This window comes from Kitasatospora sp. NPDC059648 (assembly GCF_042734825.1).
GTDB lineage: Bacteria > Actinomycetota > Actinomycetes > Streptomycetales > Streptomycetaceae > Kitasatospora.
Window position 1 is genome coordinate 1 of record NZ_JBHWDU010000092.1, and the last position, 23,541, is coordinate 23,541.

Below are 23,541 nucleotides of genomic sequence, written 5' to 3' on the forward strand. Positions count from 1 at the left end.
GACGTTTTCCGCTCCGTTTTCCGGGGCTTCGTCATCCAACTCGCCGGTGTCTTCCGGCGCTTGACGCCCCGTCCGACGTTCCAAACTCTAGCCGACCACCGCTCCGAAAAGCGAATCGGGCCACAATCCCGATAAACAGGCATGCCGAAGCGGCAAGTAGTGGTTTCCCGTGGATTGGCCGCCCCGGGACCGTCCGCGCTGACTGCGTGTCCGGTGCTCCCTGCCGAGCGACTGGGAGACAGTACCCCTACTCGGCGCTCTAGACAAACGCCCTGCCCGGGGCTGCCGCAACGGAGGAGCGGGAAGCCCTGGGCAGGGTGGCGCGCCTACCGCGGGGATGCCGGAGCACAGTCCACCAGGACACGGAGCTCTACCCCATGGCAATCAGCGCTGCCCCAGTTGGCCGGTGATGGCCGGATCGGTGATCGCCGTGTCATCGGCCAGCAGGACCGCCTTGCTGAGGATCACCGCCAGCATCCGGTCACCCTCGAACGGCAGGTACGGCCCGCCCGACGAACCGGCCGACCCGTCGGCCGAGTCCTCCGGGGCCGGCACGATGCACAGGTAGCGGTCGTCCGGAGCCATCAGGACGTTGCCCGAGCCCAGGTGGATGCGGTACGTGTGCAGTTCACCGCGGACCTCCAGGAACCGCCCCTCCACCGTGCAGCGCTCCCCCACCGCCAGCCGGGGCAGCAGCCTGGCCAGCAGCTCGCCGCGCTCGCGTGCGCTCTGCGACAACTCGCCGAAGCCGTAAGCCTGCCAGTAGTCGCGGTGGCGCCCCTCCGGCCCGCCGTCCGACCAGGTCGGGTCGTTGCCGACGCTGCACACGCCCACGAACAGGTCGACGTCGCGCAGCACTTCGCTCAGCACCAGCGGAGGCACCTCGGCGAGCGGCACCGGCTCGGGTGTCACCACGCCCGGCCCCATCACCGGCCCGAACCGGCCGCTGCCGGCCTGGGTGAGGTTCTCCGGGGCGTCGATCGGGTAGAAGCGCACCTGGTCGGTGCCCAGGTGGGGGAAGACCTCCCCCCAGTCCGCGTCCATGCCGTTCACCCGGAACTCGGCGCGCAGGCCCCACTCGGGCAGCAGGCGCTTCGGGGCGGGGTAGGAGTTGTCCACCGCGTACTGCAGGTTGCTGTGCCAGCCCCGCACGGCGGCCAGCGCGTGGAACCGGTGCTGGCGCAGCACGTGTGCGGCGAAGCGGTTGGAGTACACCCGGGTGCGCTCCTCCGCGGGAGTGAGCAGGTACACCTCCCGGTGCGCCTGCTTGAAGGGCTGGACGACTTGGTGGCGTTCGAGCAGGTCACGCCAGGCGAGCACGTCCTCGGTCGGGCGGCCGGCCGGGTGCCACAGTTCGACCGGTGCGTCGTCGGCGGGCGCGGGCCCGTCGCCGGTCAGGGTGCGCAGGGCGCCGTCCAGCCAGGCGCAGGCCGTCCCGTCGACGGTCCAGATCAGTCGGCGGGCCAGGGTGCCGACCAGTGGGTGGTCCAGGATCCGCTCCCGCCAGGTGCCGTACCGCCAGCTGCGCCGAGCCAGGAACTGCCGGTCCAGCCTCTCGGACTGGGCGGCCAGCATCTTCTCCAGGTCCTTGACCTCGGCTTTGAACTCCTTGAGTCCGTCGGCGTGCTCACGGCGCACCGGGGCGGGCGGGGACTTCACCGGACGGCCGGCCTCGTTGTACCAGGTCTGCCGCGCACTGGTGCCCTCCACCAGGACCTCGACCCGGGCGTCGCCGAAGTGCTCGACGCGTCGGCCCGGTTCCGTCATTCCGTAGCTGGGGACGGCGAGTTCCTCGATCTCGGCCCGACCGAGGCCGAGCGCCGCCGCTCGGTCCCGGAGCGCCTTGTCGAGTTCCTTGACGGTGCCCTTGTACGTCACCCTGGTGGTGAGGACGGCCAGTTGGGCGAGGCCCGCCTCGCCGTCCAGGCGGGCGAGGCCGTGCACGGCGGCGTTGGCCACCTTCGGCGCCTGGGGGCCGATGCCGGGCACCTTGCGCAGCGCGCACCCGACCAGGCGGCCCAGCACCCGGGCGCTGTCCGGATGGGCCGGGGTCAGGGGCAGCAGCAGGGCGATTCCGCGCAGCGCGTCCAGGTTGTACGGGTCGAGCTGGTCGGCGCCCGCGCCGTCCGGATCCGCGACCAGGTCGAGGGTGCGCGGGCGGCCGACCAGCGAGAGCCACTCGGTGATCCGCTCGCGGGCCCGCTCCGGGCCGACCGCGTCGATCAGTGCCCGCCCGGTCCGCTCCCAACGCGCGGTCGGCTTCGGTGACTTGACCTCGAAGGCGTGTTCGATCAGGGCCGTCCACGGGCCGCTCTCTCCCCCGGCCGAACCGGACCCGGCACCGAGCCCGGCACCGAACTGGGCATCGAGTTCGGCGACGTCGGCGAGGACCCGGTCGGCCCAGGCCTCGCCGGGGCTGAGCAGCGGCTCGGTCAGCGCCGCCGCGAGGTCGACGACGAGGCTGTGGTGGGGCCGGATCGACAGGGCGCTGCGGCGGACGCCGGCGACCACCGCGGCGTCGATCGGCCGGCCGGCGGCGAGTTCCTCACTGATCAGCGCCTCGGCCTCGTGGAGTTCGGCGAAGATCCACTGGCGGCCCATCAGGTGCAGGCGGTCCTCGCGGAGCTCACGGGCCGGCTCCGGCGGGAAGCCCCGGGAGACCGTGGCCGCCAGACGGAACAGCGCGCTGCGTTCCTGCCTGATCCGATCGATCTCCACGGGCCGCCAGAGCATCAGTGTCCACTGCACCAGGCCCGCCACCAGCGCGGTTCGGGTGTTCCGGTGGAGTCCGAGCAGCCGCTCGCGCACCGGCTGCACGCGCCCGTCGGACCAGTCGCCGCCGATGGCGGCGTCGATCCCCGGCAGCGCGCCCACGATCTCGTCCACATGGCCGGTTTCGAGCGCGTCGAGCAGCCGGGCGGCCGCGGGCTCGAAGGGTTCGGTCGTCGTCGTCATCAGCCACCAGCCAGGGGAACGAGTTTCAGGAAGCACACCTCGGTGTCGGCGCGCAGGTCCAGCTCGGCGTCCAGTTCCTCGACCTGCCGGTCGCCGACGAGCACCAGGAAGCCGTTGCGGCCGAACGCCTCGACGGCGCGGAGGAACTGCCGTTCGGGGTCCACCGCGCGGTCCGCCTCCGGCTGGCGGTACGCGTTCAGGGTCCGCTCGGCCGGGGTCGGCTGCACCAGGCCGTGGAACGCGGAGCGGCCGGCGTTGTGTTCGGCCACCTCCCGGTGCACCCGGCGGCGGATCAGCTCGCGCAGCGTCAACCGCTCCTCCGCGACGGCGAGGCGCCACGCGTCCCGCCGCACCCCCGATGTCGTCTCGTCGACGAAGATCACTGTCGCCATGCCGCAGACCCTAGCCACCGGCACCGACAGCCCGCCCCGCGGGCCGGATCCGGTGCCCGGCTCCGCGCCACGGGCCGGGTTCGTGCGCACCTGTTCCCCGGTCCGCCCGGGTGCCGTACCGTGACCGGATGACCACGATGGTGTCTTCCCGGTACGACGCCGTGATCGTCGGCGGCGGGCACAACGGACTGGTGGCCGCCGCCTACCTGGCGCGGGCCGGCCGGCGGGTGCTGGTCCTCGAACGGCTGCCCCGGGTCGGCGGGGCCGCCGTCTCCACCCGGGCGTTCCCGGGCGTGGACGCCCGGCTGTCGCGCTACTCCTACCTGGTCAGCCTGTTGCCGCGGAAGGTGGTCCGGGACCTCGGACTGCGGCTGGAGCTGCGCCGGCGCCGGATCGCCTCCTACACCCCCACCGAGCGGGACGGGAAGCCCACCGGGCTGCTGGTCGACGCGGCCGACCCCGACCGCACCCGGGCGTCGTTCCGGGCACTGACCGGCGGCGACCGGGAGTGGCAGGCCTGGCAGCGCTTCTACGGGATGACCGGGGAGGTCGCCCGGCGGGTGTTCCCGACGCTCACCGAGCCGCTGCCCGCCCGCGCCGAGCTGCGCCGACGGATCGACGACGAGGCCGCCTGGACGGCGCTGTTCGAGCGGCCGCTGGGCGAGACCGTCGAGCGGGCGTTCACGGACGACCTGGTGCGCGGGGTGGTCCTGACGGACGCGCTGATCGGCACCTTCACCCACGCCCACGATCCCGGGCTCCGGCAGAACCGCTGCTTCCTCTACCACGTGATCGGCAACGGAACCGGCGACTGGGACGTCCCGGTCGGCGGGATGGGCGCGGTGACCGACGCGCTGGCCGGGGCGGCGCTGGCGGCCGGCGCGGAGATCCGGACCGGTTGCGAGGTCACCGCCGTCGCCACCGACGGCAGCGGCGACGCCGAGGTGACGTACCGGCACCGGGGCGGCGAGACGACGGTGGCGGCGCCCAAGGTCCTGGTGAACGCCGCGCCGGCCGCCCTGGCCCGGCTGCTGGGCGAGGAGCCGGGGCCCGCGCCGGAGGGCTCCCAGCTGAAGGTCAACATGGTGCTGCGCCGCCTGCCGCGGCTGAGGGACGCCGCCGCCGACCCGCGCGAGGCCTTCGCCGGGACCTTCCACATCGCCGAGGGCTACCGCGGGTTGGAGACCGCGTACACCGAGGCGCTGGCCGGCCGGATGCCCTCGGCGCCGCCGTCCGAGATCTACTGCCACACGCTGACCGACCCGTCGATCCTGGGCCCGGAGGCCGCCCGGCGGGGGCTGCAGACCCTGACCCTGTTCGGCCTCCACATGCCCGCCCGGCTCTTCGGCGATCCGGCGGCCAAGGAGCGTGCCCTGGCCGCGAGCCTGGCGCAGCTGGACGCGGTGCTGGCCGAGCCGATCGCCGACTGCCTGGCCACGGACGCCGACGGACGGCCCTGCGTCGAGGCCCGGACGCCGCCGGAGCTGGCGCAGGAGATCGGACTGCCGGGCGGCCACATCTTCCACCGGGACCTCTCGTTCCCCTTCGCCGACGAGGAGCCGTCGGGCGCGGCCGCCCGCTGGGGCGTGGCCACGGCCCACCCGAACGTCCTGCTGTGCGGGGCGGGCGCCGTCCGCGGCGGCGGCGTCAGCGGCATCCCGGGGCACAATGCGGCGCAGGCCGTCCTGGCGGAGCCGGTCCCCTGACGGCCCGCGGTCATGCTGTCGGCTAGGCGCGGGCGAGCACCCAGCCGCCGAGGCCGTCGCAGGCGCCGGCGTTGTAGCTGGTGGAGCGGAAGCCGGGCGGGACGGGCGAACCGGGGCAGGTCCACAGGCCCACGCGGGCGGTGTTGTGGCGCCAGGCCCCGGCGCCGTCGCAGCCGGCCGTGATGTGGCCGGTGATCACGTAGCCGGCCACCACCGGGGAGCCCGAGCAGGTCCAGATCCCGTCGTGCGGCAGGCTGTGCTGCCAGGCGCCGATGCCGCCGCAGCCGGCCCGCAGGTGGTTGCTGATGACGTAGCCGGGCACGACGGGCGAGCCGGAACAGGTCCAGACGCCGTCGTGGACGAGGTTGTGGCGCCACGCGCCGATCCCCCGGCAGCCGGAGGTCAGGTGGTCCGTGATCACGTAGCCGGCCACCACCGGGGAGCCGGAACAGGTCCACATCCCGTCCTTGACCGGCTGCTGGTACCAGGAACCGTAGCCGCCGCAGCCCGCGGGGTCGTGGTCCGTGATGACGTTCCCGGCGGCGACGGGCTGCCCGGAGCAGGCCCACTTGCCCGCGAAGCCCCACGCGGGCTTGGCCTCCGCCACGGACATGCCGGAGGCCGTGCCGCCCAGCGCGACGGCCGCGACCAGGGCGACCACCGCCGTGACCGCCCCGGCCCCCCGCCCGACGACCAGTGCCCTCGCTCGCTTCCAGAGCTGAGGAAGAATCATGTCCTGCGTCCTCCACGGGTGTTGGGGAACATCGGAGTCCCACCGAACCGGTCTGCCCGGCAGCGAAACGAGAGTCACCCTAGGTGGTGGCCGCGTGAAAATTCAGCGGAGGATCCAAGAATTCCGCCCCCCGGGGCCCACCTTGTCCGAAAGCCGACCCGGCCGCTCGCCCGCGGCCGGGGACGGAAGCGCCGCACCGGCCCCGGCGTCCCACCTGACGGGACTTTCAGCCCGCGGAGCGATCTTGCGTCGCGCCCCCGGTAAGGGGGTGGACGTCGGCTCCGCGGGCGTCCACCTGCCGGAGTTCGGCGACGCCCGGGCCGACGAGCGGGCGCAACAGGTCCTCAAGCAGTACTTCCCGGACCGGGAGACCGTGCCGGTGAGGATCGACGCGATCGCGGCCGGTGGTGGCGGCATCCACTGCGCCACCCACGACATCCCCGCCCTGGGATGACCGACGGGCCGGCCCGGGGTCTGTCCTCACCTGCCGGCCCGGGGCGTCCGGTGCGGGCATGGGCCGCGTGCGGGCGGACCGGGCCGTCTCGGGATGGTTCGGTTGCCTTCGCCGTCGACCTTGACCGTTTTCTCAGTCGCCGCCGTCGGCCCTCCCCGTACTCCTCCGGACGCCGCCGCTCCCGGGGGCTCAGGTGCGTTTGAAGAACTCCACCTCGGCCAGGGCGATGGTGCGGCCGGAGCCGGTTCCGGCCGCCTCGCGGACGGTGAGCTTCACCTGGACGACGTCGCTGATCCCGGTCGCCACGGTCTGCGGGCCCGGCTGGTCGTTGAGGGTGATCTCCTTGCGGTGCAGTTCCCGGTCCGAGGAGGTGACCTCCAGGGACAGGACCAGCGGACGGGCCTGCCCCCGGAACTGCTCCGGGTCCGCGGAGGCGCCGGTGTGGATGATCAGGTCGACCAGCCGGAACGGGGTGCGGAAGGTGAAGCTGACGGAGTCCCCGACCGCGGGCGCTCCCCAGTAGGTGTTGCTGAGGCCGTCGACGGCCGCGGTCGCCGGACGGCCCTCGACGGCGGCGCTCGCCGAGGTCAGCGACGGGGTGATCGGGGCGGTGCTGCGGACCTTGTCCAGCACGTCCTGGAAGGCGCTCACGCCGACGGGGTACAACAGGATCCCCGCCACCACCAGCGCGGCGAGCACCGCGAGCGCGATGGTGCGGCGCAGCGCGTTGCCCGAGCCGCCGATCCGCACCCGGCGGCGGAACGGCCAACGGGTGCGCCACCAGGGCAGTTTCGGCGGCGGCGTGGTGACGGACAGCGGCGCGGCGCAGCGGCGGCAGAACCGGCGCTCGGGCAGGTTGGGGGTGCCGCACCGGGGGCAGGGCGGGCCGTCCTGGCCCTCGTCGGCCGCTGACGCCCGGACGACGGGGCGCGGTGCGACGGGCTTGGCGGGCTGGACGGCCACCGGGTCGGCCTGCGGTTCGGTTTTCGGTTCGGTCTTCGGATCAGCTTTCGGATCGGCTTTCGATTCAGCGGCGGTCGACGGGGGCACCGGTTCCGGGGTCGGGCTCGGGCTCGGTCCGTGGACCTGCTGGGCCGGGGGCTCCACGACGGGTTCGGTCGGTGGTCCGGCGGCCGGGGCGGTCGGCTGGTTCCGCCTGCTGCGCGCGGTGACCCGCCGGGAGACGTTGCGCCAGGTGGTCTCCGTCCGTCCGGTGACGGGCGCGTCCGGAGCCGGAGCAGGCGCAGGAGCGGCGGGCTCGGTCTGAGCGGCGGACCCGGTCTCCGCCGCGGCAGCCGTCGGCACCGGCTCCGGCCCGGTCCGCGCGGGCGCCGCCGGTACGGGCGCGGGCGCCGCGGCGGCCGTCCGCGACCACCCCAGGTACGCACCGCAGTTGCCGCAGAAGTCGTCCCCCTCCCCGTTGACCGTCCCGCAGTCCGGGCACACCGGCATCCGTCAGCCCTCCGTTCGTCCGGGTGGGCCGGGCAGGACCTCGACCCGGCAGGTCAGATGGACCGGGCAGCCCGCCCGGACGACGGCCAGCACCTGGTCCTCGTCCAGCCCCGCGCCGTGCAGCGGCCAGACCCGGATCAGCACCTCGCCGCCAGGCGCGGGCAGCGGTGCGCCGCCGGGGGCCGTCGTCCAGGAGACTCCAGCGCCGTCCGCGATCTCGGCACCGGCGTCGAGCACCAGGCGCAGCCGCTCGGCGAGTCCGCGCCGGGTGCCGCGCCACCGGTGCAGTTCCACGGCCCGCCCGACCACCGCGCGCCGCACCTCCTCCGGCCAGGCCGGGTCGACGTCCACCGCGAGCCAGGAGGCCAGCCAGTCCAGGAAGTCGGCCGGCGCGAGGCGGGGCCGGAAGTAGGCGGGCAGGTTGTCCAGGGTCGCGAAGACGGGGGCGAGGACGGTGTCCAGCCCGGCCGTGAAGCGCTGGGCGAGGTCGTCCTCGGCGAACAGCGCGGGCAGCAGTTCGCCGATCGGGTGCGGGCTGGCCAGCCCGGGAACGGCGGCTCTGGTCATGACGCCCCGTCCTGGTCGGCCGTGGTGACCACGATCTGGTGCTGGTGGGAGAAGACCAGGGCGTCCGGGGGGACGTCGACCCGCTCGGCGGGTGCTCCCCGGCGGCCGGTGATCGGATCGGCCGGGAACAGCCGCAGCTCCTCGACCCCCGCGACGGAGGCGACCCGCTGGAGCACGGCGAACACCTCCCCGTACTGCACCGCCCGGCCGAACGGCCAGCCCGAGCCGTCGGCGCCGCCGCGCAGCGGGTTGAGGTAGCGGTAGAGGGCGTCGAGGCCCGCCTCGCGCACCCGGTCGGGGTCCGCGGCGCGGGTGGTGAGCCGGGCGACCACCGTGACGCCCTGGTACGTGGGGGGCTGGACGAGGATCCGGGTGCCGATCAGCCGCCGCTCGTCCAGGGCGGTCGCCACCGCGGCCAGCACCTGCTCGTCGGGGATGAGCTGCTCGAACCGCAGCCGCTCGCCCTCGTCCGCGACCGCGTCGGGGACGACCAGCACCCGGACCGCTCCGACCCCGCCGTCCTCGGCGGGTACGCAGCTGACCCGGGCGGCGGAGGGCGCGGCCTGCCGGGCGATCAGCTCGAAGTCCCCCGCGGTGACGGCGCGTTCCTGCAGCCGCAGCTGGTGCGGGGCGCGCAGTTTGGCGTTCTCGACGGTCTCGCCGTCGACCCCGCCCCTGGCCGCCTCGCGGTTGTCCACCCGCGCGACGTACGGGACGGAGCTGCGCAGCACCGTGACGGTGTTGCGGGCGACGTTGCCCGCCGTCCCACCGCCGGTGCGGTAGCGGGGGACGCGCAGCCGCGCGCCCTTGGGCGGCACCGCACCGAAGGCCCGCAGGCTGCCGTCGGGCTCCCGGACGGCGGGCGGGAGCTGGAACTCGCCGGTGGTCGCGTCGAGCACCACGTGCCGGTCGGTGGGCGAGGAGTCGCCGAAGTGCTCGACGACCGTCCACGGCTGCCAGCCGTCTCCGGCCGAGACCTCGACCACCGGCGGGCCGCCGTCCAGCAGGACCGGCGGCCGGGCGAGCCGGAAGCGCTGGCCGGCGACGCCCTCGGAGGTGCCGAGCGGCGCGTCGGTGACGGTCTGGGCGTGCACGGCGGTCGCGGTGCCTCCGACGGTGAACACCTCGGCCCGGCGGACGGTCGGGGACTCGGAGTAGAACGGCTGGCCCGGGCGCGGCTCGGTGACCCGGCAGCGCAGCCAGCCGGCCCGGCGGCCGGCGACCACCGAAGCGGTGTGTCCGGCGGGCACGAACACCACGACCTCGCCGGGCCGGTTGAGGCCGCCGGTGGTGTCGCCGCCGGTCTCGCAGCCGATCCAGCGCGCGCCGTCCCAGATCTCCCAGGCCAGCGGCGGCTGGCGCGGGTCGACGCCGACGCCCTCCACCCGGCTGTCCAGCCGGACGGCCAGGATGCAGCGCGGCACCACGGCCGGCAGGGCGAACAGCATGGCGTCGCCGACCGCCGGGCGCGGCTGGAAGCAGGGCACGTCCGCGCCGTCGGCCAGCCGGGCGGTGGCGTCGGAGTGCTCGCCCGCGGCGGAGACGGTGACCAGCCGCTCCAGCGAGCTGGGCACGATCGGGAGGTCCTCGGCGGTCGCGAAGACCACCGCGTCGTCGGTCTCGGTCCGCAGGGTGGAGACCTCGGTACCGGCCCGCAGCAGGACCGTTTCGGGCTGCGGGGCGGAGAGCCAGAAGTCGACCTCGGCCCGGGCCGCGGCGGGCGGGAAGAGCCGGATGCCCAACAGGTCGAGGAAGGCGGCGTAGTTCTTCTCCGGCACCCGGTTCAGCCGGTAGAGGAGCTGGTCCACCAGGTAGGCGAAGGTCTCGATGAGGGTGACGCCCGGGTCGGAGACGTTGTGGTCGGTCCACTCCGGCGCGCGCTGCTGGACGTAGCGCTTGGCCTCGTCGACGAGTTGCTGGAAGCGGCGGTCGTCCAGGTTCGGGGAGGGCAGAGCCATCAGCGCTCGCCTCCCGTCACCGTCGCCGGGAAGCCCGCGGCCGGGAACTCCGCCTCCGGCGACTCCGGGATGGTGTAGAAGGGGAAGACCAGGTTGCGGCGGTCGTTGGTGGCCCGCACGGTGTAGTGGACGTCGATGTAGAGCGTGCCCTCCTCGACCCGGTCGAAGGCGATCACCACGTCGTCGACCCCGATCCGCGGCTCCCAGCGTTCCAGCGCGATCCGCACCTCGCGGGCGATCCGCCCGGCGGTGGAGCTGTCGCCCGGGGCGAAGACGTAGTCGTGGATGCCGCAGCCGAACTCCGGACGCATCGGCCGCTCGCCGGGGGCGGTGCCGAGGATCAGCCGGATGGCTTCCGCGATCTCCCGGTCCCGCTCCACCATGCCGATGCCGCCGGTGGCGTTCACCCGCAGCGGGAAGGCCCAGCCCCGGCCGATGAAGCTGCTGGTCACGCCGGGCCCCCGATCAGCACGTCGAACGCCCCGCCGATGATGGCGGCACCGCAGGTGGTCCTGTCGCCCGTCCGGGCCGCGGGGAAGCCGCCGATCAGCGTCACGCCCCGCGTCACCGTGCCGAGTCCGGGCTCCACCAGGTTGGCGGGGCCCATCTCCGCGTGCGGGACGCAGGCGTGCAGGCTGCCGACCACCGCGGCGGGGCGGCCGCCGATCAGCACGGTCTCCACCGCGAGGGCGCCCGGCGGCGGGGTGGTGAGGGCGCCGCCGTGATCGGTGGGGTCGCCGCTCCGGGCTGCGGGGGGCATGTACGGTCTCCGTTCCGTTCCGCTGGATCTGATTGACGCGCCGTCAGTTGATGTGCACGAAGGCTCCCTTGATCACCGCCAGGGCTCCGCCGTCCACGGCGACCTCCGTCGTGCCCCGGATCGTCACCGATCCGCCGCGCACGTCCACCGCGCCGGTGCCCGCGTCGAGGGAGATGCCGGAGGGCGACAGGCGCACAGTGCTCGTCCCGGCGCCGACCGCGCCGTGCACGGTCAGCACGATCTCCCCTCGCTGCTGGTCCAGTCGGACCTCCAGCTTCCCGTCCCCACTGGCCAGCCGGACACCGGAACTACCGCCCGGCACGTCCAGCAGCTCCAGCCGGTGGCCCGAACGGGACACCACGGAACGGCGGTTGACCTTGCCCGCGGTCGCGTCGACCAGCGGCACGTCGTGCGGCGAGGGCCGGTCCACGCCGTTGTAGAGGCCGCCCAGCACGTACGGGCTGTCCAGGTCGCCCTGCTCGAAGCCGACCAGGACCTCGTCGTTGACCTCGGGGCTGACCACGCCGCCGCCCCCGTGGCCGCCCCACTGCACGGTGCGGACCCAGTCGGAGACGTAACTGTCGTCCAGCCAGGGGAACTTCAGCTTCACCCAGCCGCGCTGCCCGTTCCCGGGCTCCCGGAGGTCGGTGACCACGGCGACGGCCAGGCCCGGCATCCGCGGCCCGCGCGGCGGCGCGTTGCCCCCGGTCGCGAGTCCGGCCAGCGAGCGGTCGGGCGACGCGCTGACCACCACGGTGGTCCGGTAGCCGCGGAACGGCTCCAGCAGGTGGCGCACCCCGGTGGCGGTGTAGCGGCCGGAGAAGGCGGCGCCGACGTTCCCCAGCGCGACGGCCGTCCCCGCCCGCAGCCGCGGATTGCCCTCGACGACCGCCTCCAGCTCGCCGAAGCCCGCGGCCACCGAGGCGGCCAGCGAGCGCGCCACGGCGGTGGTCTCCGCCTGGGTCCGGTACGGCGTGTCGGCGACCGTCAGCCGGGCCTGGCCGGGGAAGGCGGAGGCCACCACCGAGGGGCTCATCCCGGGCAGCACGCCCGGCGAGGCCACCGACGGCTCGGCGGCCACCAGGGCGCTCTTGGTGGTGACGTTCCAACCACGCGCCTCGACCGTGTCCGCGCCGGCCGCGCCGGTCAGCACGCCGCGCAGCTCCAGCAGGTTGCGGCCGTACTCCAGCACCAGCGGGTTCTGCGGCGCGGGCGTGGTGGGCGCCGGCGCGCCGGACGCGGGCTGCGGCCGGACGAACTCCAGCTTCCCGTCGTCGTCCACCCGCACCTGCGCGCCGCTCTCCACCGCCAGGAACTGGAGGAACTCCCAGTCCGGGACGTTCGCCTGGGAGAGCTGCTGGTGCACGACCGGGAAGGAGTCGACCCGCCCGCAGGACAGGCCCGCACCGGCGGCGACCTCGCGGACGATGTCGGCGGTCGTCATGTTCCGGAAGGCCTTCACCCGGCGCCCGCGCATCAGCCGATGGGTCACCGCCGAGGCCCGCACCACGGTGTACGAGCCCGTGGTGTCCACCTCCAGCTCCAGCGCCGTCACCTCGCCGGTGAACAGCCGGACCTGGGTGTGCCCCTGCACGGTGACCACGGACACCCGCAGTTCGGTGCCGATGGTGATGCCCGTCGCGGACAGGAAGGTGTGGTCCGCGTCCCGGAAACTCAGCACCGCCGTGTCGGGCAGGCCCACGCTCTCCTCGATGTCGCAGGACACCAGCTGGGCCGCCCAGACCGGCGGCAGCGGCCCCGGCGCCTCGACGACGGGATCCGCGGCGAACGGCCGGCCGCCACGGGCCTCGGGAGTGGTCATCGCCGCCCGCCCCGGGTGAGTTCGTCGATCCCCGGCACGATCAGTTCCGACCCGGGGACCAGGACCATCGGGTCGTCGATGTCGTTGGCCTCCGCGATGGTGCGCCAGGCCGTCGCGTCCCCGTAGGCGCGCCAGGCGAGCAGCGGCAGGCTGTCGCCCGCGATCACCCGGTGGGTGCTGCGGGCCTCCGGCGAGCCGGAGGTCGGGTTCTGCCCGGCCGGGTCGACGCTGGCCTCGTCGATCGAGAGGGAGCACACCGCGCGCAGCGGATTGCCGTCCACGTCGAAGAGCGTGTAGGTGACCGACAGGCCGGTCAGCACCCCGTTGAACGAGGTCGTCTTCAGGGTGCCCCAGTCCAGCCGGATCCACGGGCTGGCCGGCGTCTTGCGCGCCAGGCTCGTCGGAGTGGGCACACAGGCCGTCATCAGCTGCTCCACCGCCCGCTCCACCGAGTTGTCGTGGGTCGCGGTCGAGTCCAGGAACACGTCGAGCGACAGCGAGCGCGGACCGCTGCCGACGAACTCCGGCAAGGCCGACTGGCCCGCCATCCGCGACGGCGTGCGCCGCCACTCGGTGGTCTTGCGCAGCACCAGGCTCGCCGGGTTGAACTGCAGCGGAAGCCGCGCGATCGCGCCGCCGGGCTGGGCGCCGACCGTGGACGGGGGCTCCATGATGGTCAGTTGGGCCCGGGTGACACTCGCGGGGACCGCCGGGGACATCCTGCTGCTCCTTACGTGGGTGGGACGGAGTTCGGTGCGAACCGCGAACCGGGATCAGGACGGGCGAAGACCCACGTGGGCGATCTCCAGACTCTCCACCGCCGCCTGTGAGTTGGCGGGGTCGAAGGACGGGCCCTCCCAGCGCACCGGGACGATCCCCAGCACCTGCCAGCCGACGATCCGGCTCAGGTCCGGCCGCAGCGCCACGATCTCGCCGTCCTTGGGCTCGACCTTCCGGACGATCTCGCCCAGCCACCGCGCGATCTTGGCGCTGTCCGCCGTGACCGCGCGGGTCAGCGTGATGTTCGACCAGGTGATGCGGCCGGGCAGCTGCCAGGAGAAGCCGTTGTTGCCGCCCTCCGCGTACTGCTCGATCTCGACCTGGGCGCCGAGGCCGGAACAGGTGGTGAACTCGCCCAGGTCGTTGCCGCCGATGGTCAGGCTGAAGAACACGCTGCTCGCGAAGATGCTGTCGGTCATCGGTCCCCGTTTCCTGCTGTGCCTCTTGCCGCTTGCTGCTCGCCAGCTGCTGCGCGGTGTTGCCGGTCTCGTCGTGGGTGGTCCCGCGCTCAGCGGCGCAGGTCGTACGGTCTTCCGGCCCGCTCCCGGCCCCGGCGCAGCTCGGTGCGCAGCAGCCGGCCGACCGGTTCGACCAGGCGCCGGGCCAGCTCGTCCAGATCGGCCGGCCCGGCAGCGTCGGGAGCCCCGGGCGGTTCGGCGGGCGGGGAGGACTTCGCTCGGGAGACCGCTCCGGAGGCCGCTCCGGAGGCCGCCGGCGAGGCCTTTGCCCCGGCCGCCTTCGCCGGGGCGGCCTGTACGGTGCTCGGCCGACTCGCCGGGACGGCCGTCAACGGCACCCCGGACAGGCCCGCCTGCTCGGCCACCCGCTGCAACAGCTGCGCCGTACCGGGTGCGTGCGGTACGGGTGGTACGGGCAGGACGGGCGGGGCGCTCGCGGGGCGTGCGGGCGTCAGGGGCCGCGACGCGGCCGGCGAAGGAGCAGCCGCTGCCGGTGTCAGTGTCGGTGACGGCGGTGACGGCGGTGACGGCGGTGACGGCGGCGGAAGCGGCCGGGACACGGTCGGCAACCGCTGGAGCGACTGAAGGTCCGCCGGGGGTGCGAGCCGCACCACGGGCACGGGGGGAGCAGTCGCCGCGTGCCCGGGCGGCAGCGCTCGCGGAACCACCGGCGAAGGCCCTGCCGGCTGCTCCGGTGACGGAAGCCGCTGAACCGAAGGGGGCGCGAGGCGCACCACGTGCGTGGGCGGCTGCGCCGCCGCACGGCGACGCTGGAGCCCACCGCTCGGCCGGGCCGGCCGCGGAGGGGTAGCCGGCGAAGCCGAACTCCCCCGCGTCGACGAACGATCGGCCCGATTGCTCCGTGAGCGCCGACGCTGCCCGGCGGCCTCGGCCTCACCCGCCGCCGCTGAAGCACCCGGCACACCGGGAGGGGTCGAACTCCCCGGCACCGCAGGACGGCCGACAGCCGTCCGGCCGCCCCCACGCTCCGACGCACGCCGGACACGCGAGCGCTGCAGCGCGGCTACCACCCCACGGACCACACCCGGACCGGACGACCGGCCCGCCGCGGCGGTGCCCGGCGCACCGCTCGGTGCCGAACTCCCCTGCGCCGCGGGAGGATCGGCGGCCGCCCGGCCGGTCCCGCGTTCGACCGCACGGGAGGAACGCGCACGTTGCACAGCACCCACGACGCCGCGCGCCACGCCTGAACCCGACGATCCGCCCGACGATCCGCCCGCCGCTCCTGCGACCGACGGCCCGGCCGCGGCCCGGCCCTCCCCCGCACCCGGCGAGCGGCGTGAGCCCGAGCGCTGCGGAGCGGCGGCGATCCCGCCTCCCCGGCCGCCGCCGGAAGTCCGCGACGGCCGCGCGGCCGGACCGTCGTCGTCCGCGCGGGACGCGAGCGCGTGGGGCCAGACCGCGGGGACCACGGGCGGCGGGGGTGGTGGCGTACGGGAATCCCCGGGTGCGGTGGTGCTGCCCGTGAAGGGCTGCGCCGGGGCGGCGAGGGCGACCGGGATCGGGCGCTCGCCGATCAGCCCGCGCCTCCTGCCGACGAGTTCGGCGGCCCGCTGCACGCCCGAGCCGCCGGCGGCCGGACGCACGGGAACAGTCACGGGCTTCACCGGGCCGCCCCCACCCCCGGGGCCGCTGCTGGCCCGCGGCCCGGCACGGCCGCTCCGCGCCGCAGCCCGCCCGCCGCTCTCCGCCTGCGGGAGCGGAGTCGAGCCGGTCGCACTGCCGGCAGCCCGCGCGGTGGCACGCCGCGCACGCGGCCCTTCGCCGGGCGACGGCGTACTCCGCTCCGCCGAGCCTCCGACACTTCGGCCTCCGGTGTCACCCGCCGCGGGGCCCACGACACGCCGGCCCGGTCGACGCCCGGCGGGCGTCGGCGCAGAGCCGCCCGGCGCTGCCGCCGACGGCGGCAGCCCGTCGAGCGGCGCGCCCAGGCCCCCACGCGTGCGAGCAGGGGGAGGCGGCGACGGGGTGCGCGGGGCAGTACCGGCGGGCCGCCCGGACGACGTGCGCTGGACGGGCAGGACGTCGACGGGCCGAGGCTCGGGGCGGGCCCCTGGCTGACGTGGGCCGTCAGGCCCGCTCGCCTCGGGAGCGGCGGATTCCGTGGCAGCACGGACGACGGGCATGGCCGGCGCACCCGGCCCCTGCTCGGCACTCCGGGAACCGACGGCGGCCACGGGCGCGGCGCCCGCGGGCAACGAGGTCAGGGGCGGCACGGTCAGGGGCGGGGCGGTCAGGGGCGGGGCGGCGCTCGCGGGCAGCGCGGTCAGGGGAGCGCCGAGGACCGGGCGGACAACTGCTTCGGCACCCGTCTCGGCGGCACGCTGGACCACTCCTTCGACCGAGCCACTCGGCGCCGGCGCCGGCGCGGGCGCCGCGGCCCCGCCGCTCACGGACGGGCTCGGCCCGTCCGCCGGTTCGGCCGTCACGGCCACCGATGGCGCCGAGTCGGCGTCCTGACCCGGTGGCTCGGTGACGACCGCGTTCGCCCTGCCCGGCCCGGGGACGGCCGCCACCGGACGCACGGGCAACACGCGCGGCCGCCGCGCCACGGTCAGTGGTTCGCTGACGCGACGCGGCCTCACGGAACGGCGCTGGGCCCGGTCCGGCACGTCGCTCCGACGCGGCGACCCGTCGGTCCCGTCCGGCGCCGGGGTGCCGGGTTCACGAGGACCGGCGCCGACCGGAGCGGGCCCCGGCGCAGCAGGCGTCGCCGCATCGGGCTCCGCCCCGCCCTGGACCGCGACGCCGGGCGCCGCCGAACCGTTCTCCGCCCCGACCCGCCGTACGCCCGCACCCGGACCCGGACCCGCACCCGTCGCACGCGCCGCAGGCGGCCCCGACCGCACGGGCAGCCGCCGCACCCGGAGGGCTCGCTGGACCGGCAGCGCGCGCCGCCGCACCTCCGCGCCTTCCGCGCCTTCCGGGCCGGCCGCCGCCCCGCCGTCCACGCCGGCCGGCAGGACGAGTGCGTCCCCGCCCCCGACGACCGTCGCCGGACCACCCGGCGCGGCCACCGCCCGCAGGATGCCGACCGGTGCGGTCGGCAGAACGGCGTGGCCGAGCGGCCCGCAGAGCGAGGGGTCCTGCCAGGAGGCCAGCCGGGAGCGGAACTCCAGGCCGTCGCTGATCCCGTGCCCCGCCCCGGTCAGGGTCGGGACGAGCGGCGTCACCGCGCGCCATCCGCCGTCCCCGGCCACCGGCCGCCGCCGGGCCGCCGCGGGCGCGGCCTCGCCCGTACCGCTGGTCCCGCCCTCCGGCACCGCACCGCCGGACCCGAGACCGCCGGCCCCGGCGCCTCCGGACCCGGCACCGCCGGGCGCGACGGCACCGTCAGCCCGACGCCGCCGCGCGATCCAGTCCCGCACGCCCACCCCGCTCACCCACCCTCGTTGACCCGGGCGTTGATGCGCGCGATCTCGCGCACCCACTGCCCGCGCTCGCGGTGGGTCAGGTCGAGGAGGTCCTCGCGCGGCCAGTGGAAGTGGTAGGCGATGTACGCGATCTCCTCGTACAGCCGAGCAGGCGCGTACGTCACGATTCCCCCAGGCGCCCACCGGCGAGGTCGACCTCGAAGGCGCCGTCGCAGTGCGGGCAGGTCACGGCGGCGCGCGTGTGGCCTTCGCTGTTGATCCGCTGGTAGAGGTCCTGGAGGAACGCGACGTCGGTGGCGTACATCCGCTCGACGATCCCGGCGTGCACGTCGGTGACCTCGCCCAGCCTGGTGATGACGTGGCTGAGCAGCACCACGCTGAGGTAGGCCGGGTTCTCCTTGACCCGCAGGTCGATCTGCGGCATCAGCTCGTCCCGGGCGGTGGCCAGCCGCATGGCGCCGTGGCGGTGCACGGTGCCCTCGTCGTCGACGTAGCCGAGCGGCAGCTCGAACTCGAACTCGGTGTGCGGCGTCCGCCCCCGGGACGCGGCCTGCCCGGCCTGCGGCGCGGCGCCCTGCTGGCCCGGGACCGGTGCCGCGCCCGCGCCCGGGCCCGCGCCCGGAACCGTGCCCTGGACCGGCCCCTGGGCGGGGGCCCGTTCCAGCAGTTCGTCCAGGCCGATCTTCCGCCTCATTCGACGCTGATCTCCTCGAACACGATGGTCACGGTCTCGGTCGCCGCACTGGACTCTCCCGCGCTGAGCGTGGGGCCCTCCCAGCGGCTCGCCCAGGCGTTGGTCAGCTGGATGCGTCGCAGGGTGGCGCCGGTGGTGTCCTTGACCTCGATGGTGAGGTTCTGCCGCGCGGTGTTGATCGCCCCGTTGTTGAGGGTCTCCTTGATCCAGTCCGTGAACGCGCCGCTCTTGTCCAGGCCGCGGGTGATGGTCACCTCGCCGGGCAGCCGGGCGCCGGGCTGCTTGCGGACGATCAGTTTGCCCTCTTGGGTCACCTGCTTGTACTCGACGACGTCCTGCTCGACCGTCAGGTTGCTGATCTCCTTGACGGACTCGACGTTGTAGCCGCCGAGTTGGACGCCGAATATGTGTGTGGAGAGCGGATCGCCTTCAGCCATGGCGTGCTGTCACCTTCCGATGCGTGGGGTGCCGACGGGACGACGGGGCCGGGTCACTCGTTGACGAGGCTCGTGCTGTCGGAGAACTGGGCCAGCCGGAACACCACGAACTCGGCCGGCTTCACCGGGGCGACACCGATCTCGCAGATCACCTGGCCGAGGTCGATGGACTCCGGCGGGTTGTTGTCGCGGTCGCACTTGACGTAGAAGGCCTCGGCCGCGGTCTGGCCGAACAGCGCCCCGCGCCGCCATTCCTCGGTGAGGAAGGCGGTGATGTTCCGGCGGATGCTGGACCACAGCCGGTCGTCGTTGGGTTCGAAGACCACCCACTGGGTCCCCAGGAGGATCGATTCCTCCAGGTAGTTGAAGAGCCGGCGCACGTTCAGGTAGCGCCAGGCGGGGTCGGAGGAGAGGGTGCGCGCGCCCCAGATACGGATGCCGCGCCCGGGGAACGCCCGTACGCAGTTGACACCGATCGGGTTCAGCAGGTCCTGCTCGCCCTTGCTGAGCCGGAGTTCGAGGTCCACCGCGCCGCGGATGACCTCGTTGGCGGGCGCCTTGTGCACGCCGCGCTCGGAGTCGCTGCGCGCCCACACCCCGGCGACGTGCCCGCTCGGCGGGACCAGCACGTTGCGGCCGCTGGCCGGGTCGAAGACCTTGATCCACGGGTAGTAGAGGGCGGCGTAGCGGGAGTCGAAGCCGGCCTCCTCGTTGCGCCAGGTGCGCATCCGCTGGGCGTTCAGGCCGGGCGGCGGGTCGAGGACGGCGATCCGGTCGCCCATCTGCTCGCAGTGCGACATGACGGCCAGCTGGACGGTGCGCAGGCCCTCGTCGTCGAGATCGCCGCGCTGGTAGGCGCTCATCAGGTCGGGCACCGCGACCATGGTGATCTCGTCGATCGCCTCCAGGCCGGAGAAGCCGGTCCGGGCGGCGGCGTCGCCGACGTACTCGGCGGGGTCGACCCGGGAGGCGGGGGCCGTGACCGGCCCCGGCGCGAGGGCGGGGGCGGCGGCGAGCGCGTGGGTCTGCCGCTCGGGGCGGCTGGGCGCGGTGCCGGGCTGTTCGGAGACCGCGACCAGCTTGGACTCGCGCAGCTGGGTGACGACGTACCCCTTGGTGTTCTTCCGGGTCGAGACGTCGTAGCTCTCCACGACCTCGGCGCCGCGGCGGACCAGCAGCCGGAACCGGTCCTCGGGGACGTTCTCGCCCTCCGCGTCGGCGATCTCGACGGACACCTCACCGCCCGCGCCGGGCAGCGCCGAGAACAGGAAGCCCGCGACGGCGACCGGCGGGGCCGCGACGACGGCGGGTGCCGGGGCGGTACCGGGGGCCTGCCGGGCCGGGTCGCCGACCCGGACGACGTAGGCGGAGCCGCCGCCGTTGGCGAAGAAGCCGTAGACCGCGTGCGCCAGGTAGGTGCCCTCGGTGAACCCGCCGAACCGCTGGACGTACTGGTCCCAGTTGGTCACCAGCGTGGGCTCGTGGAAGGGTCCGGCCCCGGCGAAGCCGACGAAGGCGGCGACGGCGGTGCCGACACCCTCGATCGGCCGGGCACCGGACTGGACCTCCTCCACGTACACACCCGGGGTGAGGTACGACGGCATACGCGCTCCTTCGGCTGGCCAGTCATTTCGCCGGTCACTCGCTGATCGCTGACTGATCACTCGCCCCCGAGTCTGCGGTCCGGGCGCCCTCCCGACCATGTCCCGAGGTCCCGGACCGGGGGCAGCACCGGCTGCCCCCGGCGGACAGCCGACCGGTCCGCGCAGGCTGCCCCGCAGGGCCCCGCCGCCCCGGCCCGGCCTTCCCGGGCGCGGCCGCCCCGGGGTCAGCCGAGGCCGCTGTCCGCGAGCACGCCCAGCCACGGCCCGAACTCGCTCTCCAGCACCAGTCGCCCGAGCTTGCGGTACTCCCCGACCACGGCGGCGACCAGCTGCGCCATGCCCAGCGGGGTGCCCGTGCCGGCGGCCAGGTAGGCCGCCGAGACGGCGCAGGCCCGGATGGAACCGCCGGTGAGCTCGAAGTGCCGGGCGCAGAAGTCCAGGTCGAGGTCGTCGTCGCGGGGCAGCCGCGGCCCCAGGCAGCGGTCCCACAGCAGGCGCCGCTGCGCCTGGTCGGGCAGCGGGAACTCGGCGATGACGTCCAGGCGCCGGGTGAAGGCCTCGTCGAGGTTGGCGCGCAGGTTGGTGGTCAGCACCGCGATCCCGTCGAAGGACTCCATCCGCTGGAGCAGGTAGGCCGTCTCCACGTTGGCGTGGCGGTCGTGGGCGTCCTTGACCTGCGAGCGCTTGCCGAACAGCGCGTCCGCCTCGTCGAACAGGAGGACGGCGTTGACCTGCGCCGCCTCCGTGAACACCCGGTCCAGGTTCTTCTCGGTCTCGCCGATGTACTTGTCCACCACGGTCGAGAGGTCGACGACGTACAGCTCCATGCCGAGCTCCGCCGCGACCACCTCGGCCGACATCGTCTTCCCGGTGCCGGACTCCCCCGCGAACAGGGCGATCACCCCGTTGCCCCGGCCGCCGCCCGGCCGCATCCGCCACTGCCCGAGCACCCGGTCGCGGTGCCGGGCCCGCAGCACCAGCTCGCGCAGCCGGCCGGCGGTGGGATCGGGCAGCACCAGGTCGGCCCAGCCGACCGCGGGCTCGATCCGCCGGGCGAGCCGGGCCAGGCCGGCGGCGTTCTGCGCCCGTACGGCGGTCCGCAAGTCCTCCGCGCGCACCGGGCGGCGCTCGGCGGCCGCCGTCCTGGCCGCCACGGCGGCGGCCCGCTCCAGCTTCTCCCGGTCCAGCCGGTAGGCGGCCACCGCCTCGACCAGCTCGCCCGCCAGACCCTCCGTCACCCCCTCCGTCAGCTCCCGGCTCGGCGGTGCCCCGGCGGCGGCCAGCGCGCGGGCCCACTGCCCGGCCCGGTCGCGCGCGTCCGGCGCTGGGACGGTCACCACCACGGGGCTCTCCCGCGCCCAGGCCGGGTCCCACACCTGCGGGCCGTGCACCACCAGCGGGACGGGCCCCAGCTGTGCGCACAGGTCGCGCAACAGGGCCGCCCGCTCGGGCCGTTCGGGTTCGAGCCGGTCCAGCGGTCCGAGCACCACACCGCCCCCGGCCAGCCGGGCCTCACGGGCGAGCACCCGCACGGTGCCCGTCGACGGGTGGGCGGCGGCCAGCGCGGCGGCGTCGACGACCAGGGGCGGTCGGCCGCCGGCCGCGAGGGCGGCCACCGCCAGCGGACCGGCCTGCCCGCCACGGTCCAGCAGGTACACCGGCCCGCCGGCCGCCGCGGCCGCGGCCACGGCCGAACCCAGGTCGTCGACGGGCGCCGGGGCGGTCCCGGTGCACGGATCGGCGCGGCGGGCCAGGCCGGCGAGCGCGTCGTCCGGCTCGTCGTCGCCGAGCAGGTGGGCCGTCACCCGGTCCGGCACGCGCAGGGTGCGGGAGAGCAGCGGGCGCTCCGGCTCGGTGATCTCCACCAGGCCCCCGGCGACCAGCGGGGCGCGGGCGGAGAACCGGAAGCGGCCGGCGCCCGCCCCCGGCAGTCCGCACAGGTCGAGGGCGAGGGCTACGGTGGCCCGGCGGCGGGTCAGGTCGTCGTTGAGGTAGCCGTAGAGCTGCTCGAAGCGGGTGTCGAGGTCGGGGGCGAGGGCCACCAGCAGGAGGTCGAGGTCCACCGGAAGCAGGCCGAACTCGGCGCCGAACCGGGCCAGTCGGGAGCCGGGCGGCGGGGCGGCGGGCGGCGGCCCGTACACAGAGCTGTTCCCACTGCCGTCCACAGCACCGGCGAGCCCCGTGGTGGCGCAGGACGCCAGGATCCGCTCCACCGCCTCCGGGCCGAGGTACTGGCCGCGGTACGGGTCGTCCGGATCCGGGTCGTCGGCCCGGCGTTCGCGCACCGCGGCCCGGACCCGCTGCTCGACCCGGTGCAGCCGCTCCCACAGGTGGTCCCGGGCGGGCGGCGCACCGTTGACGGCCTGTCCGAGGTCGAGGCTCACCGCGCCCCGCCCCTCGTCCGGCGGCCGGGAGGCAGCGCGCGCTCCCGGGGCGCGGCGAAGCCGTCGGGCCCCGGGTCCCCGGCACCGCGGTAGCGCAGCCGGCGGCCTCCCGACCCGCTCTCCCCGGTGGTGTCCCGGGCCCGCACCACCAGGCCCTCGGTGACGGGCGGCCCGGCGGGGTCGAGCCCGCCGGCCAGCGGGGCGAGCACCCTGAGGTCGATCGAGGGCCGCAGCTCCCCGCCCGTCGCGGACCAGACGTCCGACACCGACGGCAGACCGGTGTCGCGCCCGGCGATGTCCAGCCCGACCGTCAGCCCGAGCCCGGCGAGCGACCCGGTGAGCAGCCGCGCGGGCAGTGCGTCCACAGCGGTCAGGCACTGCAACACCTCGGCCAGCAGCCGGTGTTCGTCCTGCGGACGGTTGGTCCAGACGGTCACCAGGTAGCCCAGCTCGAACCAGCGGGGCGCGGGGCGGTGACCGACCACCACGCCGTCCTCGTCGTACTCGGCGACGGCCCCGGCCTGCCGGCGGGTCGTCTCCTCGCGGATGCCGTACAGGAACGCGCTGACCGTCGGCGCGGTCCGCCGAGCCGCGAGATCCCGGGTCGGCGCGTCGAACACCACCTCGACCCCGCGCTCGGGCAGCCCGGCCTCGCCCAGCAGCCGCCGCAGCGCCTCGTCCACCTCATGTATCACCGGCCGTCCACCTCCCCGCCCACACCGCACGCCCGGACACGTCCCGCCGGTCCCCGGGACGGCCTTTCGACGACCACTCCGCCCGCGCGCCCCGCCACCTCGGGCCGCCTCACCGCCGTACCTCCTCTCCCGGCCGGCCGAGGCCGCCCTCTCGCCGCCAGGAGGGGCCGGTAGCCGGGCCCGTCGGCCGTGACGACCCGTGGGCGCGCCTCGTCCTCGGGGCGGATCGGCAGCCGACCCGCGAAGGCCCCGTCCCCGCTCGGGCGGACGGGGGCCGCGGTGATGCCGCGCCGCC

General features: G+C 75.3%; 20 protein-coding genes. 2 read left to right on the plus strand and 18 right to left on the minus strand.

The genetic code is table 11. The features are described from left to right. Positions 1 to 384 precede the first annotated feature (384 nt). Positions 385 to 2,955 carry a DUF4132 domain-containing protein gene (locus tag ACFV1W_RS34215; RefSeq protein ID WP_380421158.1) on the minus strand — a complete coding sequence of 857 codons (2,571 nt, stop codon included), beginning with the start codon at positions 2,953 to 2,955 and terminating at the stop codon, positions 385 to 387. Further along, entirely contained in the window at positions 2,955 to 3,347 is a 393-nt protein-coding gene (locus ACFV1W_RS34220; RefSeq protein WP_380421159.1) for a hypothetical protein, read from the minus strand. The genes ACFV1W_RS34215 and ACFV1W_RS34220 overlap by 1 nt, the downstream gene beginning before the upstream one ends. A gap of 128 nt (positions 3,348 to 3,475) precedes the next feature. Here ACFV1W_RS34220 and ACFV1W_RS34225 point away from each other — a divergent pair, with 128 nt between their 5' ends. After that, positions 3,476 to 5,053, plus strand: coding sequence for a phytoene desaturase family protein (locus ACFV1W_RS34225; protein ID WP_380421160.1), 1,578 nt, complete (start codon positions 3,476 to 3,478; stop codon positions 5,051 to 5,053). Between the two features lie 22 nt (positions 5,054 to 5,075). On the opposite strand, the gene ACFV1W_RS34230 is transcribed toward ACFV1W_RS34225, so the two are convergent. After that, the gene (locus ACFV1W_RS34230) at positions 5,076 to 5,786 is read right to left on the minus strand and encodes a hypothetical protein (protein ID WP_380421161.1); all 711 of its coding nucleotides are present in this window, start codon (positions 5,784 to 5,786) and stop codon (positions 5,076 to 5,078) included. 244 nt (positions 5,787 to 6,030) lie between these two features. Here ACFV1W_RS34230 and ACFV1W_RS34235 point away from each other — a divergent pair, with 244 nt between their 5' ends. Beyond that, positions 6,031 to 6,240, plus strand: coding sequence for an agmatine deiminase family protein (locus tag ACFV1W_RS34235; protein WP_380421162.1), 210 nt, complete (start codon positions 6,031 to 6,033; stop codon positions 6,238 to 6,240). A 189-nt stretch (positions 6,241 to 6,429) separates the two neighbouring features. Here the strand turns inward: ACFV1W_RS34235 and ACFV1W_RS34240 are convergent, their stop codons facing one another. The 15 genes from ACFV1W_RS34240 to ACFV1W_RS34310 all read right to left on the minus strand — a co-directional run bounded on the left by ACFV1W_RS34240 (position 6,430) and on the right by ACFV1W_RS34310 (position 23,246). Then, positions 6,430 to 7,692 (minus strand): NADase-type glycan-binding domain-containing protein, encoded by a 1,263-nt coding sequence (locus tag ACFV1W_RS34240; protein WP_380421163.1) that lies wholly within the window; start codon positions 7,690 to 7,692, stop codon positions 6,430 to 6,432. Positions 7,693 to 7,695: 3 nt separating this feature from the next. Next, positions 7,696 to 8,259 (minus strand): phage tail protein I, encoded by a 564-nt coding sequence (locus ACFV1W_RS34245; protein WP_380421164.1) that lies wholly within the window; start codon positions 8,257 to 8,259, stop codon positions 7,696 to 7,698. Next, positions 8,256 to 10,217 (minus strand): putative baseplate assembly protein, encoded by a 1,962-nt coding sequence (locus tag ACFV1W_RS34250; protein ID WP_380421165.1) that lies wholly within the window; start codon positions 10,215 to 10,217, stop codon positions 8,256 to 8,258. The genes ACFV1W_RS34245 and ACFV1W_RS34250 overlap by 4 nt, the downstream gene beginning before the upstream one ends. Next, positions 10,217 to 10,669, minus strand: a complete 453-nt coding sequence (locus tag ACFV1W_RS34255; protein WP_380421166.1) for a GPW/gp25 family protein — start codon at positions 10,667 to 10,669, stop codon at positions 10,217 to 10,219. The genes ACFV1W_RS34250 and ACFV1W_RS34255 overlap by 1 nt, the downstream gene beginning before the upstream one ends. Then, positions 10,666 to 10,977 (minus strand): PAAR domain-containing protein, encoded by a 312-nt coding sequence (locus tag ACFV1W_RS34260; RefSeq protein WP_380421167.1) that lies wholly within the window; start codon positions 10,975 to 10,977, stop codon positions 10,666 to 10,668. The genes ACFV1W_RS34255 and ACFV1W_RS34260 overlap by 4 nt, the downstream gene beginning before the upstream one ends. 43 nt (positions 10,978 to 11,020) lie before the next feature. Continuing rightward, positions 11,021 to 12,799 (minus strand): VgrG-related protein, encoded by a 1,779-nt coding sequence (locus ACFV1W_RS34265; protein WP_380421168.1) that lies wholly within the window; start codon positions 12,797 to 12,799, stop codon positions 11,021 to 11,023. Further along, positions 12,796 to 13,518: a LysM peptidoglycan-binding domain-containing protein gene (locus ACFV1W_RS34270; protein WP_380421169.1), complete on the minus strand. Its 723-nt coding sequence runs from the start codon at positions 13,516 to 13,518 to the stop codon at positions 12,796 to 12,798. The genes ACFV1W_RS34265 and ACFV1W_RS34270 overlap by 4 nt, the downstream gene beginning before the upstream one ends. 54 nt (positions 13,519 to 13,572) lie before the next feature. After that, entirely contained in the window at positions 13,573 to 13,998 is a 426-nt protein-coding gene (locus ACFV1W_RS34275) for a phage tail protein (protein ID WP_380421170.1), read from the minus strand. A gap of 89 nt (positions 13,999 to 14,087) precedes the next feature. After that, positions 14,088 to 14,411, minus strand: coding sequence for a hypothetical protein (locus tag ACFV1W_RS34280; RefSeq protein ID WP_380421171.1), 324 nt, complete (start codon positions 14,409 to 14,411; stop codon positions 14,088 to 14,090). Between the two features lie 3,026 nt (positions 14,412 to 17,437). Beyond that, a complete protein-coding gene (locus ACFV1W_RS34285; RefSeq protein ID WP_380421172.1) occupies positions 17,438 to 17,596 on the minus strand; it encodes a DUF6760 family protein in 159 nt (52 codons plus the stop codon). After that, on the minus strand, positions 17,593 to 18,126 hold the full coding sequence (locus ACFV1W_RS34290) for a hypothetical protein (RefSeq protein ID WP_380421173.1): 534 nt from the start codon (positions 18,124 to 18,126) through the stop codon (positions 17,593 to 17,595). The genes ACFV1W_RS34285 and ACFV1W_RS34290 overlap by 4 nt, the downstream gene beginning before the upstream one ends. Next, the gene (locus ACFV1W_RS34295; protein ID WP_030290301.1) at positions 18,123 to 18,563 is read right to left on the minus strand and encodes a phage tail protein; all 441 of its coding nucleotides are present in this window, start codon (positions 18,561 to 18,563) and stop codon (positions 18,123 to 18,125) included. The genes ACFV1W_RS34290 and ACFV1W_RS34295 overlap by 4 nt, the downstream gene beginning before the upstream one ends. 53 nt (positions 18,564 to 18,616) lie before the next feature. After that, the gene (locus ACFV1W_RS34300) at positions 18,617 to 20,167 is read right to left on the minus strand and encodes a phage tail sheath family protein (protein ID WP_380421174.1); all 1,551 of its coding nucleotides are present in this window, start codon (positions 20,165 to 20,167) and stop codon (positions 18,617 to 18,619) included. A gap of 224 nt (positions 20,168 to 20,391) precedes the next feature. Then, complete coding sequence (locus ACFV1W_RS34305; protein WP_380421175.1) at positions 20,392 to 22,551, minus strand: ATP-binding protein; 2,160 nt, start codon at positions 22,549 to 22,551, stop codon at positions 20,392 to 20,394. Continuing rightward, positions 22,548 to 23,246 carry a DUF4255 domain-containing protein gene (locus ACFV1W_RS34310; RefSeq protein ID WP_380421176.1) on the minus strand — a complete coding sequence of 233 codons (699 nt, stop codon included), beginning with the start codon at positions 23,244 to 23,246 and terminating at the stop codon, positions 22,548 to 22,550. The genes ACFV1W_RS34305 and ACFV1W_RS34310 overlap by 4 nt, the downstream gene beginning before the upstream one ends. Positions 23,247 to 23,541: the final 295 nt, after the last annotated feature.